The sequence below is a fragment of the Bradyrhizobium sp. 33ap4 genome, assembly GCF_032654765.1.
Taxonomy (GTDB): domain Bacteria; phylum Pseudomonadota; class Alphaproteobacteria; order Rhizobiales; family Xanthobacteraceae; genus Bradyrhizobium; species Bradyrhizobium australafricanum.
In genome coordinates this window covers 19,967-35,280 of record NZ_JAUMTJ010000022.1, presented here as the reverse complement: position 1 = coordinate 35,280, position 15,314 = coordinate 19,967, and the positions used below count along the sequence as shown (strand labels likewise).

At 63.2% G+C, this 15,314-nt stretch carries 16 protein-coding genes; 1 reads left to right on the top strand and 15 read right to left on the bottom strand.

Annotation, left to right across the window (positions count from 1 at the left end; translation table 11 throughout):
• Nucleotides 1-514 precede the first annotated feature (514 nt).
• The 4 genes from Q2M23_RS18465 to Q2M23_RS18450 form a co-directional block, all read right to left on the bottom strand.
• Entirely contained in the window at nt 515-1,411 is an 897-nt protein-coding gene (locus tag Q2M23_RS18465; RefSeq protein ID WP_057016369.1) for a bestrophin family protein, read from the bottom strand.
• A gap of 276 nt (nt 1,412-1,687) precedes the next feature.
• A complete protein-coding gene (locus Q2M23_RS44020) occupies nt 1,688-1,897 on the bottom strand; it encodes a hypothetical protein (RefSeq protein WP_410469738.1) in 210 nt (69 codons plus the stop codon).
• 341 nt (nt 1,898-2,238) lie between these two features.
• Nucleotides 2,239-2,694, bottom strand: coding sequence for a GNAT family N-acetyltransferase (locus tag Q2M23_RS18455; RefSeq protein ID WP_316396514.1), 456 nt, complete (start codon nt 2,692-2,694; stop codon nt 2,239-2,241).
• Nucleotides 2,695-3,177: 483 nt separating this feature from the next.
• Nucleotides 3,178-3,366, bottom strand: coding sequence for a hypothetical protein (locus Q2M23_RS18450; RefSeq protein ID WP_156436135.1), 189 nt, complete (start codon nt 3,364-3,366; stop codon nt 3,178-3,180).
• A 4-nt stretch (nt 3,367-3,370) separates the two neighbouring features.
• Here Q2M23_RS18450 and Q2M23_RS18445 point away from each other — a divergent pair, with 4 nt between their 5' ends.
• Complete coding sequence (locus tag Q2M23_RS18445) at nt 3,371-4,291, top strand: LysR family transcriptional regulator (RefSeq protein ID WP_316396400.1); 921 nt, start codon at nt 3,371-3,373, stop codon at nt 4,289-4,291.
• Between the two features lie 26 nt (nt 4,292-4,317).
• On the opposite strand, the gene Q2M23_RS18440 is transcribed toward Q2M23_RS18445, so the two are convergent.
• The 11 genes from Q2M23_RS18440 to Q2M23_RS18390 form a co-directional block, all read right to left on the bottom strand.
• Complete coding sequence (locus Q2M23_RS18440) at nt 4,318-5,091, bottom strand: esterase/lipase family protein (protein ID WP_316396398.1); 774 nt, start codon at nt 5,089-5,091, stop codon at nt 4,318-4,320.
• A 68-nt stretch (nt 5,092-5,159) separates the two neighbouring features.
• Nucleotides 5,160-5,957 (bottom strand): SDR family oxidoreductase, encoded by a 798-nt coding sequence (locus tag Q2M23_RS18435; protein WP_316396396.1) that lies wholly within the window; start codon nt 5,955-5,957, stop codon nt 5,160-5,162.
• Nucleotides 5,948-6,235: a hypothetical protein gene (locus Q2M23_RS18430; protein WP_057016373.1), complete on the bottom strand. Its 288-nt coding sequence runs from the start codon at nt 6,233-6,235 to the stop codon at nt 5,948-5,950. The genes Q2M23_RS18435 and Q2M23_RS18430 overlap by 10 nt, the downstream gene beginning before the upstream one ends.
• Entirely contained in the window at nt 6,235-6,831 is a 597-nt protein-coding gene (locus Q2M23_RS18425) for an adenylate kinase (RefSeq protein WP_316396395.1), read from the bottom strand. Before Q2M23_RS18425 ends, Q2M23_RS18430 begins: the two co-directional genes overlap by 1 nt.
• 94 nt (nt 6,832-6,925) lie before the next feature.
• Nucleotides 6,926-8,260 carry an MFS transporter gene (locus Q2M23_RS18420; protein WP_057016375.1) on the bottom strand — a complete coding sequence of 445 codons (1,335 nt, stop codon included), beginning with the start codon at nt 8,258-8,260 and terminating at the stop codon, nt 6,926-6,928.
• 98 nt (nt 8,261-8,358) lie between these two features.
• Complete coding sequence (locus tag Q2M23_RS18415; protein WP_316396393.1) at nt 8,359-9,906, bottom strand: wax ester/triacylglycerol synthase family O-acyltransferase; 1,548 nt, start codon at nt 9,904-9,906, stop codon at nt 8,359-8,361.
• A 129-nt stretch (nt 9,907-10,035) separates the two neighbouring features.
• Nucleotides 10,036-11,745 carry a long-chain-fatty-acid--CoA ligase gene (locus tag Q2M23_RS18410; protein WP_076825167.1) on the bottom strand — a complete coding sequence of 570 codons (1,710 nt, stop codon included), beginning with the start codon at nt 11,743-11,745 and terminating at the stop codon, nt 10,036-10,038.
• 29 nt (nt 11,746-11,774) lie between these two features.
• Nucleotides 11,775-12,542: an SDR family oxidoreductase gene (locus Q2M23_RS18405; protein WP_057016377.1), complete on the bottom strand. Its 768-nt coding sequence runs from the start codon at nt 12,540-12,542 to the stop codon at nt 11,775-11,777.
• 38 nt (nt 12,543-12,580) lie between these two features.
• The gene (locus Q2M23_RS18400; RefSeq protein WP_316396392.1) at nt 12,581-13,021 is read right to left on the bottom strand and encodes a phasin family protein; all 441 of its coding nucleotides are present in this window, start codon (nt 13,019-13,021) and stop codon (nt 12,581-12,583) included.
• A 60-nt stretch (nt 13,022-13,081) separates the two neighbouring features.
• Nucleotides 13,082-13,891, bottom strand: a complete 810-nt coding sequence (locus Q2M23_RS18395) for an esterase/lipase family protein (RefSeq protein ID WP_057016379.1) — start codon at nt 13,889-13,891, stop codon at nt 13,082-13,084.
• 182 nt (nt 13,892-14,073) lie between these two features.
• The gene (locus tag Q2M23_RS18390; protein ID WP_229189855.1) at nt 14,074-15,156 is read right to left on the bottom strand and encodes an AraC family transcriptional regulator; all 1,083 of its coding nucleotides are present in this window, start codon (nt 15,154-15,156) and stop codon (nt 14,074-14,076) included.
• Nucleotides 15,157-15,314: the final 158 nt, after the last annotated feature.

Here is a 15,314-nt window from a genome sequence, read left to right as displayed (position 1 = left end):
CGCCGACAGACATTTGCCTGACGCAATGAACGACGTGAGCCACGTGATGACAAATGACTTCAACGCCGCTTTCGTCTAACCTCACGTGAGTTGAAACTCGTTGATTGTTCGCGCCAATGAGGAAATCGAGATGAAGCGCGCCTTGAGAGATCGGCGACCAATCCATCATTCTCCCATTTTCTGGATCGGTATCGCCTTATGTCTGGCAGCCATAGCCATCTACGTCTGGTCCAATGATCTTTCCTGGCGACCCGCCGCCACCCCACACTGAATCGTTGGAGTGATTAGAGCGCACTTCGCCCTTTCCGGCGGGAGCCGTTACTTTCGGCACCTTCCGTGCCGTTGAGCATTGAATGACATTCGGTACGCCAGCGCGGAGTAAGCGCGGCCCCGGCCACCCTTAGACTACCCCAGGCCGGGGTCGCGCCCTCCACGCGAGGCATGTCGCGTCCGTCTGCGCGACAAGCCCTGACGCCACCGCGCCGTCAGCATGCGCTATGCCACTTGTTTAGCATTACATCAGCACATTCTGAACAGGCTCCATGGGAGCGGGCAGATCGCGCTCACCGAGCAGAGCGAGCAGCTCGCGCTCGAGGGCTCGTCTCATTGCGTCAAGCGGGAGCGCATTCGGCTCCAACCCGAAGGGTGCCTCAAGCTGATGGCCAAGCGCGTCGAGACCGAAGAAGGTGTAGGCGACGAGCAGGACGGGCAGCAGCGTCCACCAATCGAGCGATCCGGCAAGCGCGAACGGCAACGTCACGCAGAAGATCAGCGCGGTCCGATGCAGCAGCAGCGAATAGGCGAATGGCACCGGGGTGGACGCGATGCGCTCGCAACCGCCCTGGACGTCGGAAAGCGCGGTGAGTTGCCCTTCCAGAACGGCGTAGTGGATCGGCTCGATCCGATCCCGTTTCATCAGCATCAAACAATGCAGCCCGATCTGGTTGAGCACGGCATTGGTGGGGTTGGGACCGCCTGAAGCAGCGTCGATCTCACTCCACGGTTTGATTGCCGCCACTTCGTCTTCACCCCGAAGGCGTGCCGTTAGCCCGCAGCAAAAGCCGCACAGGCCGCGGAGCAGGACGCGCCGGTCGTCGTCTTCGAGGGTGGAGATCTGACGCGCGAACGAGCGGCTGGCGATGATCAGCTTGCCCCAGAGTTCGCGTCCCTCCCACCAGCGGGCGTAACATGTGCTGTTTCGGAAGCTCATGAAGACCGACAGCGCTATGCCGATCAGCGTGAACGGAACCGCACTGATGCGCGCGAAGATGCCCGGATGCTCCATGGCAGCAAAAATCGCCAACACACTGATCAGAGCAATCGCGACCAGATGCGGCGCGATCCGCGGCAAGATCGATCCATTGACGGCAAACGCAACGTCCCAGAAGCCGGGCTTGGAGCGCACGATCATTGCAGCCTCCCCGACATCCGGGGCTGCTTCTCATGCCCGGACTGCAAAGCTGCGCTAGTCCGAGTTTCGCTGCCTCGGGCAGGCCGGAGCAGATACTTTGACCATCGAACAATTGGATTGGCTCGGGAAATGCCCGAGAGCACGCCGAGTGTCCAACAACCGGACCTGATCGCTGTGGACATCGATGCTTTGTATCCGGGAGGACTTCCCTGTGACGGAGCAGGGAACGCGGCCGCTTTGTCGAGTTGTAGCATCATTTATAAAGCTGAGTTTGGCTCAGAAATCCACGTCGAACCGATCGAGCGAAACCACGCGGGTGGCGCTGGACTGACGGTTTTCAAACTTGTCGCTGGCGGCGCGTTCGATTCGCGCTCGACGCATAAGGAAAAATTCCTCCGCGCTTGGAATGGGATGAAACCGAACGCGCATCACGTTGAGAGCTCTGCGCGCGATCATGCACGTGACCTCGGAATTATCCTTGTACATCACGAAAAAGATTCCATGACGGTGAACCTCATACTGACCATCGGGATCTCGCGCGAGCGCCATTTGACAGTCCTCAAACGATGGTTGCGCCCGGATCAACCCGGACCGAGCGGCCATACGATCATTGACCCGATCACTCCCAGAGCAAAGAGCACGCCAAATCCCAAGACGACGCAAATTCAATGAATTAGAGCGCGATGGCCGGCTTTAAGGCAGACATTTTGTCCCTTGCGGCGGACAAGTTGGGACCAGGGGCCTCTCCGAGGCACCTACCGTCGGCGGATTGTCGATGCCTCGAGGAGGGTGGCGCGACTGCCGAACCCAAAGCCCGTGAGGTCGCTTCATAGATCTCGAACCATGAGAGTTGCATCGACGCCCCTCCAATTGGTGCGATCGGCGGTCGACCATCCGAACCGCGCATAGAAGCCGGTTGCCTCTGACGTATAGAGGTTTAGCCGCGAAAATCCGCGCTGCCGCGCTTGATCCTCAATCGTCCGCACCAAGATGGTGCCCACTCCTTCATTGCGATGTTCGGGGACAACGAACAGACCTGTGAGCCATGGTGCGACATCGTGATTCGGCTCGAACTCGGACTCAACCAAAAGGCAGGCGCCTATCGGCGCACCATCTGCTTTCGCGACGAGCAGCACGCCAAGGCTCCGATCGGCAGCAAATTGTTGCAATGATCTTAGCTCTTCCTCGAAGGAAGTACGAAGCATTGAAAATGAATTGACGCGCCAACGCGCAGCAGATAGCCACTTCGATCGCTCCTGGCTCTGCGGTGAGTATTCGAATATCTGTCATCGCAAAACAATCAACTTCGTGACGCGATCGAAAGCGTTCCGAGCAATAGATGGACCATTTCCGGTGTGCAACAATGCCGGCGATCCAGAAGGAGCATCGAACGACAACGGACAATCTGTCTGTGTTGTTATGGACAACTTTTCTATCACCTTTGCGTGGAGCACCCTGCTCGCCGCACTCAGTGAGTCAAGGCACGATTGCGCGACATGAGATGTTCCGCCAGATTGGAGCAGGCGGCTGATCTGCGGACGAAGTCCGGACAGATACTGCGCCAAGCGACACATTGCTTATGCAACGGACTTGAAGAGACGATCCTGGTTCGACGAGGGAGGGCCGCCGCCGGTCACGTCGGAAATCTTGGCAGGACTTCAGGCGACACGTTCGAATCTTCGAGTTTTCGCTGTTCCGAAGGCTGGAAGCGTCTGGGAAAAAATCCAGACGATCCTGTCTCGACGCCATGCCCAAACCGCCAAGGCTCAACGGTCCGCCACGGCAGGATCGCCTTGAAGTTCGCCGAAACCTGCGGGCGCGAGCGAGCCGGCCAATCCCGGATCGCGAATACGATTTCCGACGCTGATCCGTTGTCGCGCGCCCACATTCACGCACTTGCATAAATGGCCATGCCATTGAATATTCGTTGCGCGACTTGCAACGATCAGGACCATGCCGATGAATCCGAAGCTGGAGCCGCGCCGACTGCACTATTTCATGGAAGTGCTCAATAGCGGCTCCGTGCGCGGCGCCGCCGGCGCGCTCGGCATGGACGCCTCTGCGGTCAGCCGGGCGCTAGGCCTGCTCGAGAAGGAATGTGGCGCGCGCCTGCTCGAACGACGGGGCCGCGGCGTCGCGCCGACCGACGCCGGCCAGCTGCTGGCCGCCTACCTGCAGCGCCAGCAGGGCGAACGACAGGCGCTGCTGGCGCAGATAGACAGCATTCGCAAAGTTGAGTCGGGTCATATCGATCTCGTGACGGGCGAAGGTTATGTCGACTGGCTGGCCAAGAGCAGCCTGTGCCGCTTCATGCAAAGCCACCCGAAGATCACGATCAGCCTCGACATCGGCAGTACCGACGAGATCGTCCAGCAAGTCGTGGGAGAACGCGCGCATATCGGCGTCCTGTTCAATCCGCCTCGCGACGATCGGCTGCGCTCGCATCATTCGCAGCCGCACCCGATCAAGGCTATCGTACCGCGCGGGCACCCGCTGACCCAGCTGGGCCGGCCGCTCAGGCTCGCCGACCTCGCGCCTTACCAAGGCGCCGCGATGCATCCGAATTTCGGCCTGCGCCAGCATGTCCAGGCCGCCGAGATCAGCGAAGGCGTTCGCCTCAATTTCGCGTTCACGACCGCCTCGTTCGATGCGCTCGCCCATTACGTGACCGCCGGACTTGGTTATGCGCTGGCGTCGCGCCTTGCGATGACGGAGGCTGATGCCGCCAAGGTGGTGGCGCTCCCGATGAAGAACGCGCTGCTGCATCGTGGCCGCACCCACGTGGTCTCCCGTCAGGGACGCACGCTGCCGCCCGCCGCAATGCAGCTGCTGCGGATGATGGTCGCCGAGATGCGGTCACCGGGAAGCGCTGCGCGGTAGCCTCAGGCAGCTGCGCCCTTTCGATCTCAATCGCGGCGCGTCGCTGTCGGAAACCAGATTCCGACCTGCGGAGGCGCACGAAACGGCTTCCAGGTTCCCGCCGGCTGGGCGAGGCGATCGGCAATCACCCACAGCGCTGGCGCGTGAAAGCCAAGCCCCAAATGCGTCGTGTTCACTTCGACGTTCTCGCACTCTCCGCCCTCCTGCTCCAGGCAGGCGCGCCACGCCACCACGCCATCGGTGCGGGTATAGATCGATGTTGACGGCACGGGAATCGGTTGCGCGAGGCGGCTGATCCGTTCGGCCGTCGGCGGCTGGTATTTCTGGCCGGTCAGAAGCCGCCAGATCGCGCGAACATTGCTCGCCCCCGGCGCCGCGAAACTGCCGAGCGTGATGACCATCCGCACCGCCGCGGGGATTTGCCGGGCAACCTCGCGCGCAATGATGCCGCCACGGCTCCAGCCGACCAGGCTGACCTTCGAGCCGCCCTGCTTTTCGAGTTCGAGGACTCGCGCCACCACGGCGGCGAGGTCAGCATCCGGCGCGCGCACATTGCGGCCGCGGCCCCATCCATGAACCTGATAGCCGAGGAACTCGAGGAACGAGCGGATGGCCAAGGTCGACCGGTCATCGGCACCCAACCCGGGCAGAACCATCACCGGATGGCGTTGCCCCCGCGGCGCGGTCGCCAGAAGCGGCGCCGCCACGGCAATCAGCGCCGGGATGTCGAGAAAGCCGCGCCCTTCCGCGGCAAGCAGCGCGAGCGAGGGTGGTTCGACGGTCTGCTCGTCACGTCCCATGGGTAGCGTCCGTTGTTGATGGTCAAGAATGGCCCGTGCAGCCGTGCATTGCCGGCGAGCACGAGACGTCAGTTCGGCGGTGCGGCCTTTCCGAACACACCGCCGATGGCCCGCAACAGCCAACTCGGCTGATACTTGATCCATTGGACCGCCAGTTCGTTGGCAAGCCCTGCGACATGCACCGGCTTGCCTGCCATGCAGGCGCGGTAGCCCTCCTGTGCGACGGTCTTCGCATCCATGATCATCATGCTCGGCATGTTGCCGAGATTGGTGCCCTGGACCATTCCAGTGTTCGTCACGCCGGGACACAACGTCGTCAGCGTGATCTTGCTGCCACTTAATTCCTGCGACAACGCCTCGCCGAACGACAGCACATAGGCCTTTGACGCGGCATAGACCGCAAGATTCGGCACCGGCATGAAGGCCGCGACTGACGCAACGTTCAGGATCCGTCCACTGTTGCGCTCGAGCATCGGCGCGAGGAAGAGACGGGTCAATGCCGTCATGGCGACGACATTGACCTGCAGCAGCCGCAACTGATCGTCGAGGCCGATTGCGCCGACGCGTCCTTCGAGCAAAAGGCCGGCATTATTGACCAGCAGGTCGACCCGCACGCCGGCTTCCATCAGTGAATCGAACACCGCCTGCGGCGCCGCCGGCTCGCTCAGATCGGCGGCCACGATGGTCACCTTGGTGCCATGACTTGCCTTGAGCTCGCGCGCGAGCTCCTGCAGCTTGTCGCGGCTGCGCGCCAGCAGCACGAGGCTGAGGCGATTGGCCGCGAGCACGCGCGCGAGCTCGAGCCCAATGCCGCCCGATGCTCCGGTCACCAGCGCGCATTGACCTTCATTTCCGCTCACCGACATGAGGCGCCTCCCTTCGTTGCCAGAACGGTTCTGCGCAATCCACGAACGGCGCGTGCGACAAGCCGCCGCCGCGCCAGCTCGGCGGGTGCACCGCCGCAGTTCCGGTCGGCAGCATATCTGCGCGAGAACCGTTCGATCGCCCGCAACAACAGCTGGGCCTGCTCGAACTGGTCGGCCGTCTCCTTCACCTCGCCAAGCGACTTGCGCAATGGCCCCAGCACCTCGATCCGGTCGGGATAGCCGGACAGCCGAGGGTCGCGACTTTGCGTCGCCGGCATCACATCACCGACCGATCTTGGCCGATCGCCTTGACGACGGCGAAGGCGACCGCATCGACCGGCTGCAGTCCGTCGACGGTTCGAAGGATGTTTCGCGATCGGTAGTAGTCGACCAGCGACGCGGTCTGCTCGTTATAGGCGTCGATACGCAGCTTGAGCGTCTCGTGATTGTCGTCGGCGCGCACCGCGCCACCTTGCGCTCTCGCCTCGCGGGCCCGCGTCTCGATCCGGTCCAGCAACACCGTCTCGTCGGCCTTGAGCTCGACGACATGGTCGATCGCAAGACCCTCGGTATCGAGCAGATCGTCGAGGCCGACCGCCTGGGCCATCGTCCGCGGGAAGCCGTCGAGCACAAAGCTATGCTTGGCATCGGCTTGCGAGATGCGTTCGATCACCGCGGCGATCACGAGCTGATCGGGAACGAGCCCACCCCTCACCATGGTATCCTTGACTTTCCGTCCGATACTGGTGTCCGCGTCAACCGCAGCACGCAGCATGTCGCCGGTCGAAAGGTGCGGTATGTCGTACTCCTCGACCAGGCGCTTCGCCTGTGTTCCCTTGCCCGCGCCAGGCGGCCCCAGCAGAACGATCCTCATCGCATGTGTCCCAATATTCGCTCGATCACCGGCAGCATTCCCGCGGAGCGTCGAGCGACCCGGCTCCGTGCGGGCCGGGCCGCTCGTTTCGTCCTCACGCCATCGCCAGGCGCGCACTGGGCGCAGGCCGCATCGACAGCAGCAACAGCAATCCCGACAGCACGTAGAGCGCCATCACGAAGTACATGCTGTAGATGTTGTCGCCGGTACTCCGCACGATCAGGCCGTTGATCGAGGGGCTGATGGCCGGGCCTAGGTTTCCAAGGCTGCTGATCAGTGCAAGCCCGCCGGCGGCGGCACCGGTGGAGAGGTATTCGCTGGTCAGCGCGAAGAACAGCGGCGTCGCCGACGCAATGCCGATCACCGCAAAGGACAGCGCAAGGATCGATCCGACGAGGTTGCCCTGCAGCATCGTCGTGATGAAAAGGCCGAACGCGGCGATCGCGACGCAGGCGGCATAGTGCCAGCGGCGCTCGTGCCACTTGTCGGAGTGACGGCCGATCAGGATCATGCCGATGACGCCGGCGGCATTCGGGATCGCGGCATAAACACCGACAAGGAACAAATCCTTGACGCCCCAGCTCTGGATCAGGGTCGGCATCCAGAACACCATCGTGTAGGTCGCGCCGAGCAGCAGCAGATAGACGAACGACAACACATAGACCTTGGGGTCCTTGAGCATCTGCCCGAACGTTCCCGAGGGTTCGCTCTCGATGTCCTTCTCATCGTGCTGGAAGGTGTCCTCGAGCAGGGCTTTCTCGTCCTTCGAGAGCCACGCGGCCTGCGCGGGCTTGTCCTCGAGCAGGACGTAGACCAGGATGCCGAGTATCAGCGCCGGCAGACCCTGGACGAGGAACAGCCACTGCCAGCCATGAAGGCCGCCGGCACCGTCGAAATACTTCAGGATCGAGCCGCACAAGGGACCGGCGATCACGGACACGATCGTTGTCGCCGACATGAAGGTGGCGATCACCTGCCCGCGCCGCGCCGACGGATACCAATAGGTGAAGTACAGGATTACGCCGGGAAAGAAGCCGGCCTCGAACACGCCGAGCAGGAACCGGACGACATAGAACTGGAACGGCGTCGACACGAACATCATGGCGGATGCCGCGAGTCCCCACAGCACCATGATGCGCAGCAGGGTCTTGCGCGCGCCGATCCTCTCCAGCAGCAGGTTGCTCGGCACCTCGAACAGAAAATATCCGACGAAGAAGATGCCCGCGCCGAGACCGTAGACCGCATCGTCGAACGGTAATGTCTGCTTCATCTGCAGCTGCGCGTAGCCGATATTGATGCGATCGAGATAGGCGATCATGTAGGCGATCAGCAGAAGCGGGATCAGGCGCCAATCGATCTTCGAGAACAGGGATTTATGCGCCGGACTTTCCAGTACCGACAGCGATCCCTTTGCGGCGGGTGGGTGCATCCTAGTTTCCTCCAAATGTTCTTTTGATTCCGGCGCCGGGCGGGAGACCGCGGTGGCGTCCCGGCTCCGGCGATGTGAAGCGTTGAAGGCCTCCGCGCCTAGCTGGCCCGGCTCGCCTTGTCGTTTGCGGCGGCCGGTGGCACCTCGTCGGTCTGGATGACCGTCACCGACGCCGCGGTCGCGGATGGCGCCTTCGCTTGAGCCGCAGGTTGCAGCTCGACGATCTCGGCCTCGACCGGCGGCAGAGCCTCGATCTCGCGCAGGGCGGCGCGCAGGTGCTCGATCATCTCGTAGGACTCGTCCTGCGAGAGCACGCGCCGGCATGCGGTCAAACCGAACTCAAGCAGTCCCGCATAGCTGTGCACCGTGATGTTCAGCGCGCTGCCGTGATAGGGGATCGAAACCGGGAAATAATGCACCATCCGTGCGCCGGCCATGTAGAGGTGCTGCCCCGGTCCCGGCACGTTGGAGATCAGCACGTTGCCCGCTGCCGGCATGCGGCTGGCGAGGTTGGAGCGGCCAAGCAGCGAGGCGAGCCCCGTCATCAGCCACGGCGACCCCGTGATCGGCACATCGACGCCGAGCACCGGCTTGAGCTCGCGCACGACTGCCTTGGCCGCCTCGGATGACGCGTGGATTGCCTTGAACCGGGTCGGCAGGTCATCGATATCGGTCGCCAGGTCGACGCGTACCGCCGAGACCTGGTTGTTCATCGCCTTGTCGCCTTCGGCACGCAGGCTGACTGGCACCATCGCGATCAGGGCTTCCTTGGGCAGCAGGCCGCGCTCGGCGAGAAAGCGTTGCAGCGCGATGCTGCACATCGCCATGACGATGGTGTTGACGGTGCCGCCGACACGTTTGCCCAGGACCTTGATGTCGGCAAGCGGCAGCGACATCGTGCTGTAGGAGCGCTGGTTGGTGATGGAATCGTTGAACACCGTCTTCGGAGCCAGTCCAAGGCTGAGCGAGCGCTCCCCCTTCTGTGAGCGCTGGCTGGCCATCACGGTGGCGGCGGTGCCGAGCGCCTTGGCCGCCGTCGGCAGCAGCTCCGCGAGCTTGCGGTATTGCTGGGCCGCATTGTTGGCCGCCGCCTGCAGTAGCTCGGTCACGCCGAGCTGGTATTGCCCGGAGGCGCGCTTGCGCCGTGGCGGCGGCACCTCGCGCATCTTGGGCGAGACATCATAGAGCACCTTGGCGAGCTCCACACCGGCCTTGCCGTCGACGCCGCTGTGATGCGCCTTGGTGTAGAACGCGACCTGGCCGTTCTCGAGGCCATCGATGACATACATCTCCCACAGCGGACGGCTGCGATCGAGCAGCGAGGCATGCAGCCGCGCGACCAGTTGCTCGAGCTGCGCCATGGTGCCTGGACGCCGCAAGGTGACAGTCCGCACGTGATAATCGAGCTCGATATCATCGTCCTCGGTCCAGACCGGCTCGGCGAGCTGGAACGGCATCTGCGCCAGTTTGCGGTTCAGCAATGCCGAGAGATGGAGACGCTTGCCGAGCATCTCCTTGACATCCTCGTAGTAGTCGCCCTGATAACCCTCGGGGAGATCGAAGATCATCAGGCTGCCGACATGCATCGGCGTCTCCGGCGTTTCGAGATGCAGGAACGATGCATCCATGCTGCTGAGTTGATCCATTCTTCCCTCCCTTGACGTTGTGACGGCGATCGCCGTCTTGATGACGGCGTGCCGATATCTGGCGCGTCGCGGTCATTGCCCAGGCGCGACACCTGTCCGCCGCTGCCGATCCGGTTCGCGCAGGCGATCTCAGGCCTGCGCCCGGGCGGCGCGCTCCTCCTCGTCGTACAGCTCCTTCTTCGATAGCTTTCCGACCGCGGTCTTCGGCAGTTCGGCGCGGATTTCGAGCGCCTGCACCATCTCGTGCTTGCCGAGCTTGTCCTTCAGGAACGCCTGCAGCTCTTCCAGCTTGAACGGCTTGGCATCCGCCTTCAGCTTGATGAAGGCCTTCGGCGACTGGCCGCGATACTCGTCGCGGATGCCGATCACGGCGACCTCCTCGACCGCCGGATATTTGTAGATCGCCTCTTCGAGCACGCGCGGATACACGTTGTAGCCGCTGCACAGCAGCATGTCCTTGGTGCGGTCCACGATGAAGATGAAGCCATCCTCATCCATGTAGCCGACGTCGCCCGTGCGCATGTACCCGTCCGCGGTAGTCACCTCGGCCGTCGCGTCCGGCTTGTTCCAGTAGCCCTTCATCACATTCGGGCCCTTGATGCAGATCTCGCCGCGTTCGCCGAGCGGCACATAGCTGCTGCTGTCGTCGACATTGAGGAACTTGATGACGATTCCGGGCATCGGCATGCCGCAGGAGCCGGCCTTGCGCATGGCGCCATGCTGCGCCGGCGTGTAGGTGCCGCTCGGCGAGGTCTCGGTCATGCCCCAGCCTTCGCTCAAATTGCAGCCGGTGATCGAGGCGAATTGCTGCGCCACCTCGAGCGGCAACGGCGCGCCGCCGGATCCGCAATATTTCAGCGCGCGCAAGCTATGCTTCGGCGTCTCCGGATGGTTGATCAGCGCGGTGAACATGGTTGGCACCCCGCAGAAGACACTGACCGACTTGGTCGAGATTTCCTCCAGCGCGGCCTTCGGATCGAAGCGGACATGCTGGATGATTTCCGCGCCCATCAGGACGCCGAACAGCACATTCACAGAAAGCGCATAGATGTGGAACGGCGGCAACACTGCGAGGAAGCGCTCCTGCCCGTCGACCAGCACCGGCGGCGAGCCGGCCGTCGTCGCCCGGTACTGCTGGCACGCGCTGGTCAGATTGGCGTGGGTGAGCATCGCCCCCTTCGGCAGCCCCGTCGTCCCGCCGGTGTATTGCAGCACGGCGATGGTCTCGCGCGGATTATCGATCGGATAGGCCTGGTAGACACCATCATTGTGCGTCAGCTGGCCGAAGCTGATGTGATGATCGTCCCAGGCGACGTCGCTCAGCTGCTTGGCCGCCTTCATCTGGTTGACGACGGTGTCGGGGTCAGCCGTGATCTCGCCGAGCGACCCGACCACCAGCTTCTTCAATCTTGTCTTGCCCAGCATCGCCGCCATCTGCGGATAGAGCGAAACCATGTCGAGCGTGATCAGGATATCGGTCTTGCTGTCCTCGATCTTGTGTTCGAGCACCTTGGCAGCGTCCAGCGGCGAATAGTTCACCGCCGTGCCGCCTGCCTTGAGGATGCCGAAAAACGAGATGATGTAGTGCGGCGTGTTGGGCAGATAGAGGCCGACATGGACGCCCGGCTTGACGCCGAGGAGCTGCAGGCCCTTGGCCACACGATCGGTGAGCCGCCCGAGCTCGGCATAGGTGATCCGCTTGCCCATGAAATCGATCGCGGGACGATCCGGCCATTTGGCAACGGCGTCGCCCAATATCTTCTGCACTGGTCCGGGAGCTATCTCGACGTCCCAACGCACGCCGTCGGGATAGGATCGGATCCAGGGCATATCGTTCATGAGATCTCTCCCTTCTATGGTCTTGCGGATCAGACGGCGGTCACGCCGCCATCGACCGCAATGGTCTGGCCGGTGATGAATGCACAGGCATCGGAGGCGAGCAGCGCGGCGACGCCCTTGAGGTCCTCCGGGCCACCCTCGCGATTCATCGGCGCCATATGCGCGGTCGCGCTCTGGTCGAGCTGTGCGGTCATCTTGGTCGGGAAATAACCTGGCGCGATCGCGTTGACGTTGATGCCGAGCGGCGCCCATTCATTGGCAAGCGTGCGGGTCAGGTTGACGACCGCGCCCTTGCTCGCGTTGTAGGCCAGCGTCGGGGTGCCTTCCGGATAGCAGCCGGTGAGGCCCTGGATCGAGGCGATGTTGATCACTTTTCCGCTCCGCCGCGGTACCATGCAGCGCCGGCCGACCTCCTGGGTGGCGACGAAGATCGCGGTCACATTCAGGTTGATCACCTTGTTCCAGCCGTCGAGCGTATGCTCGATCGTGGCGGCGCCCCAGGACGTACCGGCATTGTTGACGAGGATGTCGATCGGGCCCAGCGCGGCCACGACCTGCTCGATCATCGGCGGGATTGTCTCCAGCCTGCCCATATCGCACACCACCGGAAGCGCCTCGATGCCAAGCCCCTTGAGGTGAGCAGCCGCGGCATCAAGCTCATCCCGCTTTCGCGCGGTGATCGCGACCTTGGCGCCGAGTTCGCCCAGCACCTCGGCGATCTGAAGACCGAGCCCCCGCGATCCGCCCGTGACGAGCGCAACGCGCCCCGTCAAGTCCTGCAACTTGGCCAGACTCATGACTTTCCCCCGATGGTTTACGCCTCACACGCGCAGCGCTATTTCGGTTGCAACAGCTTCTGAAGGTTCGCGAAGTTCTCCTGCATGCGGTCCTGCATGACCTTCCAGGCGTTGTTGCGCGCCTGCGCTTCCAGCTGCGACAGCTCGCGGAAATCCGCGACCGCCTTCTCGACCTGCTGCTTGGCAGTCTCCGTCTGCTTCGTCATAGCTTCACCGCTTGCGAAGCCCTGCATCGCCGCCTGCCACTGCGCGAGCGTCTCTTGCAGGATCTCGTTGCGCCGGCTGACCAGCGCCTGGACGCCTTCGTAGGCCTGTCTGTTGGCCTCGACCAACGCCTCCATGTCCTTGCGCTGCCATTCGACCAGGGCAGCAATATCGAACCCGGGCAGCGTGAACTTTTCGACCATTTTCTTCAGGTCCCCGAGCCACGGCATCGCTCCCGTGCCGGCTGTGTCGGATTGCCTGTCATCGGTCCCCATCGACGTCCTCCTTGCGGTACTTGGCTGGCGGCGGCGAAACGCCGTCCCGTGGACTGCGCGTCAGGCGGCCGCCCAGCGCGGCCGGAACAGGGCGGCGCTGTCATCGGCTCGATCCGGATCCGGGTACACCATGCCGCGAAGACCGCTGCGGTCGAATGGCGACCATTCATCCTCCCCGAGCGCGAGGCGGTCCGCGATCGCATAGAGCACGGCCGGATTGTGCCCGAGCCCGCAATGACTGCCTTCGACCTCGATGTTCTGTGTCCGCTCGGCATGCTGCTCGCGGCAGCCCCACCACGAGACGATGCCGTCGGTGCGTGAGTAGATCGCCGTGCTCGGTACCGGCGGCGGCAACTTCATGATGTCCCTGTCGGGCCAGTCGTCGACCTGGCGCTCGCTCAGGATCTCGTAGAGACGCCAGGCATTGCTTGCCTTCGGCTCATTGGCGAACGGGCTGCCGAGCGTGATCACCTGGCGGACCAGATCGGGCGCGCGCCGTGCAATCTCGCGCGCAAACACACCGCCGAGGCTCCAGCCGATCAGGCTGACCTTGCGACCGTATCGCTCGGCGAGCTCGGCCAGCCTTGCGTCCATGGCAGCCTCGACGCCGGGACGCGGTCCGCGATTGGGTCCGAGCTTCCAGCCGTGGACCGCATAGCCTTGCGCCTTCAGGTAGGCGCGCAACGGTCGCGTCGAGATATCGCTGGCGGAGAGCCCCGGCAAGACGAGGACCGGATGTCCGTCCCCGCGCGGCGCGCGGCGAAGCAGCGGATAGCTTGCGAAGAACGCCTGCAGCTCCCAGATCCCGCGCACCTCGAGCGCGAGCAGCAATTGCGACGGCGGCGCAGAGCGGTCGACGACCATATTCATGTCAGAATGTCCCCTCCCGGATCACGCGGTGTGTCCCGCACGACCCGACATTTTATGATTACTGCCCGGCGCCGCGAGCGGCGCCATGCAGACCCCGATCGCGCAACCGCGCATCTTCTTGGTCTCAAAACGCTATCGAGCAGGTCAGACCCGTAAAAGGTGCAATTGGCCCGCTTGACCGGTTAGTTTGGGACATCCGCCAATGAATCTTGCGCGCCTGCTGCGATGCCTGGCGCCCGGCCGTCGCGGAAGTCCGACGGGCTTTTGCCGGTCCAGCGGACAAAGGCGTGGCGAAAGTTCGCCGCGTCGCTGTAGTCAAGCCGCGCGGCGATCTCGTCATTGGTCATTTGCGTGTTGCGCAGATAACCGACCGCGAGCTGCATGCGGACCTCGGAGACGATCTGCCGGTAGGTTTTCCGCTGCAGCTGCAGCCTGCGGCGGAACGTCCGTGGATGGATTGCAAGCTCCGCCGCCATCGCCTCGATACTCGGGAAGCGGCCGGGATGCTCGACGAGCCGTCGCCGGATGTCGGCAGCAAGACCGTCGTCCCGCGCGACAGGATCGAGAAGCTGATCATAGATTCGGCCGGCCATCGCCCTGGTCATCTCGTCGGGGCAGACCGCCGGACGGTCGATCCAGGCAGTGTCGAATTCCAGCGCGTTCCTGCGCTGGCCGAACTCGACCGGACACTGGAAGATGCGGTCGTAGGTCCCGGCGTGCGGCGGCGACGCATAGGCGGCGCTCAGCTTCGAGAAGCGGAACGAGTTGCCATAGACGTCGCGGCTCAGCGTCTGATAGGTCGCAAAGGCGAACTCGAGCGCGAACCGATAGACGTCATCGGCCGGATCGCGCGAAAGCAACGGCTCGAGCAGACAGCTCACCGTATCGCCCTTGCGGGTGAAGTCGATGTCGGCGACCGTTCCGAGGATCCGACCATACTTGGCCGCAAAGTCAATGACTCCGGCCCGCGTCGGGCTGCTCAGCATGGCATAGCCGTACATGCCGTAAGCCATGACATGCATTCGTTCTCCGGCGCGAAACGCGATCGCCGGATTCCGTGACAGCCGCATCGCATTGCGAAATACCGTCTCGACCTGCCGGTAGGAGACACGTACCGACGAATCCCTGAGGTCAGCACGCCTCAAATTGGTCGCGCCGAGCGCGCGCGACGCTGAGATCCCCTCCTCGGCCAGGACGTGCACCACCGCCGCGATCCGTTGCGGCGAATAGAGACACTGCAGGAGATTTGGTGACGGGTGATACACGAGCGTCCTCGTCCGCCTTCCGCGCCTGCTTCGGGTCCAGCAATCCGGTGCCCGCAAGCTGAAGTGAGGCTAGTCAGCCGGACCGGGCAGCAGAAGGTTCGATTGGTCGCGTTTGCAGGTGAGTTCCGGACAAGACCGGCCAAAAGAAAGACCGCCGA

Excerpts from the sequence above, each read along its gene's own strand:
- Q2M23_RS18465 (WP_057016369.1), bottom strand. The coding sequence starts at position 1,411 with ATGATCGTGCGCTCCAAGCCCGGCTTCTGGGACGTTGCGTTTGCCGTC.
- Q2M23_RS44020 (WP_410469738.1), bottom strand. The coding sequence starts at position 1,897 with ATGTACAAGGATAATTCCGAGGTCACGTGCATGATCGCGCGCAGAGCT.
- Q2M23_RS18450 (WP_156436135.1), bottom strand. The coding sequence starts at position 3,366 with ATGGTCCTGATCGTTGCAAGTCGCGCAACGAATATTCAATGGCATGGC.
- Q2M23_RS18445 (WP_316396400.1), top strand. The coding sequence starts at position 3,371 with ATGAATCCGAAGCTGGAGCCGCGCCGACTGCACTATTTCATGGAAGTG.
- Q2M23_RS18440 (WP_316396398.1), bottom strand. The coding sequence starts at position 5,091 with ATGGGACGTGACGAGCAGACCGTCGAACCACCCTCGCTCGCGCTGCTT.
- Q2M23_RS18435 (WP_316396396.1), bottom strand. The coding sequence starts at position 5,957 with ATGTCGGTGAGCGGAAATGAAGGTCAATGCGCGCTGGTGACCGGAGCA.
- Q2M23_RS18430 (WP_057016373.1), bottom strand. The coding sequence starts at position 6,235 with ATGCCGGCGACGCAAAGTCGCGACCCTCGGCTGTCCGGCTATCCCGAC.
- Q2M23_RS18425 (WP_316396395.1), bottom strand. The coding sequence starts at position 6,831 with ATGAGGATCGTTCTGCTGGGGCCGCCTGGCGCGGGCAAGGGAACACAG.
- Q2M23_RS18420 (WP_057016375.1), bottom strand. The coding sequence starts at position 8,260 with ATGCACCCACCCGCCGCAAAGGGATCGCTGTCGGTACTGGAAAGTCCG.
- Q2M23_RS18415 (WP_316396393.1), bottom strand. The coding sequence starts at position 9,906 with ATGGATCAACTCAGCAGCATGGATGCATCGTTCCTGCATCTCGAAACG.
- Q2M23_RS18410 (WP_076825167.1), bottom strand. The coding sequence starts at position 11,745 with ATGAACGATATGCCCTGGATCCGATCCTATCCCGACGGCGTGCGTTGG.
- Q2M23_RS18405 (WP_057016377.1), bottom strand. The coding sequence starts at position 12,542 with ATGAGTCTGGCCAAGTTGCAGGACTTGACGGGGCGCGTTGCGCTCGTC.
- Q2M23_RS18400 (WP_316396392.1), bottom strand. The coding sequence starts at position 13,021 with ATGGGGACCGATGACAGGCAATCCGACACAGCCGGCACGGGAGCGATG.
- Q2M23_RS18395 (WP_057016379.1), bottom strand. The coding sequence starts at position 13,891 with ATGAATATGGTCGTCGACCGCTCTGCGCCGCCGTCGCAATTGCTGCTC.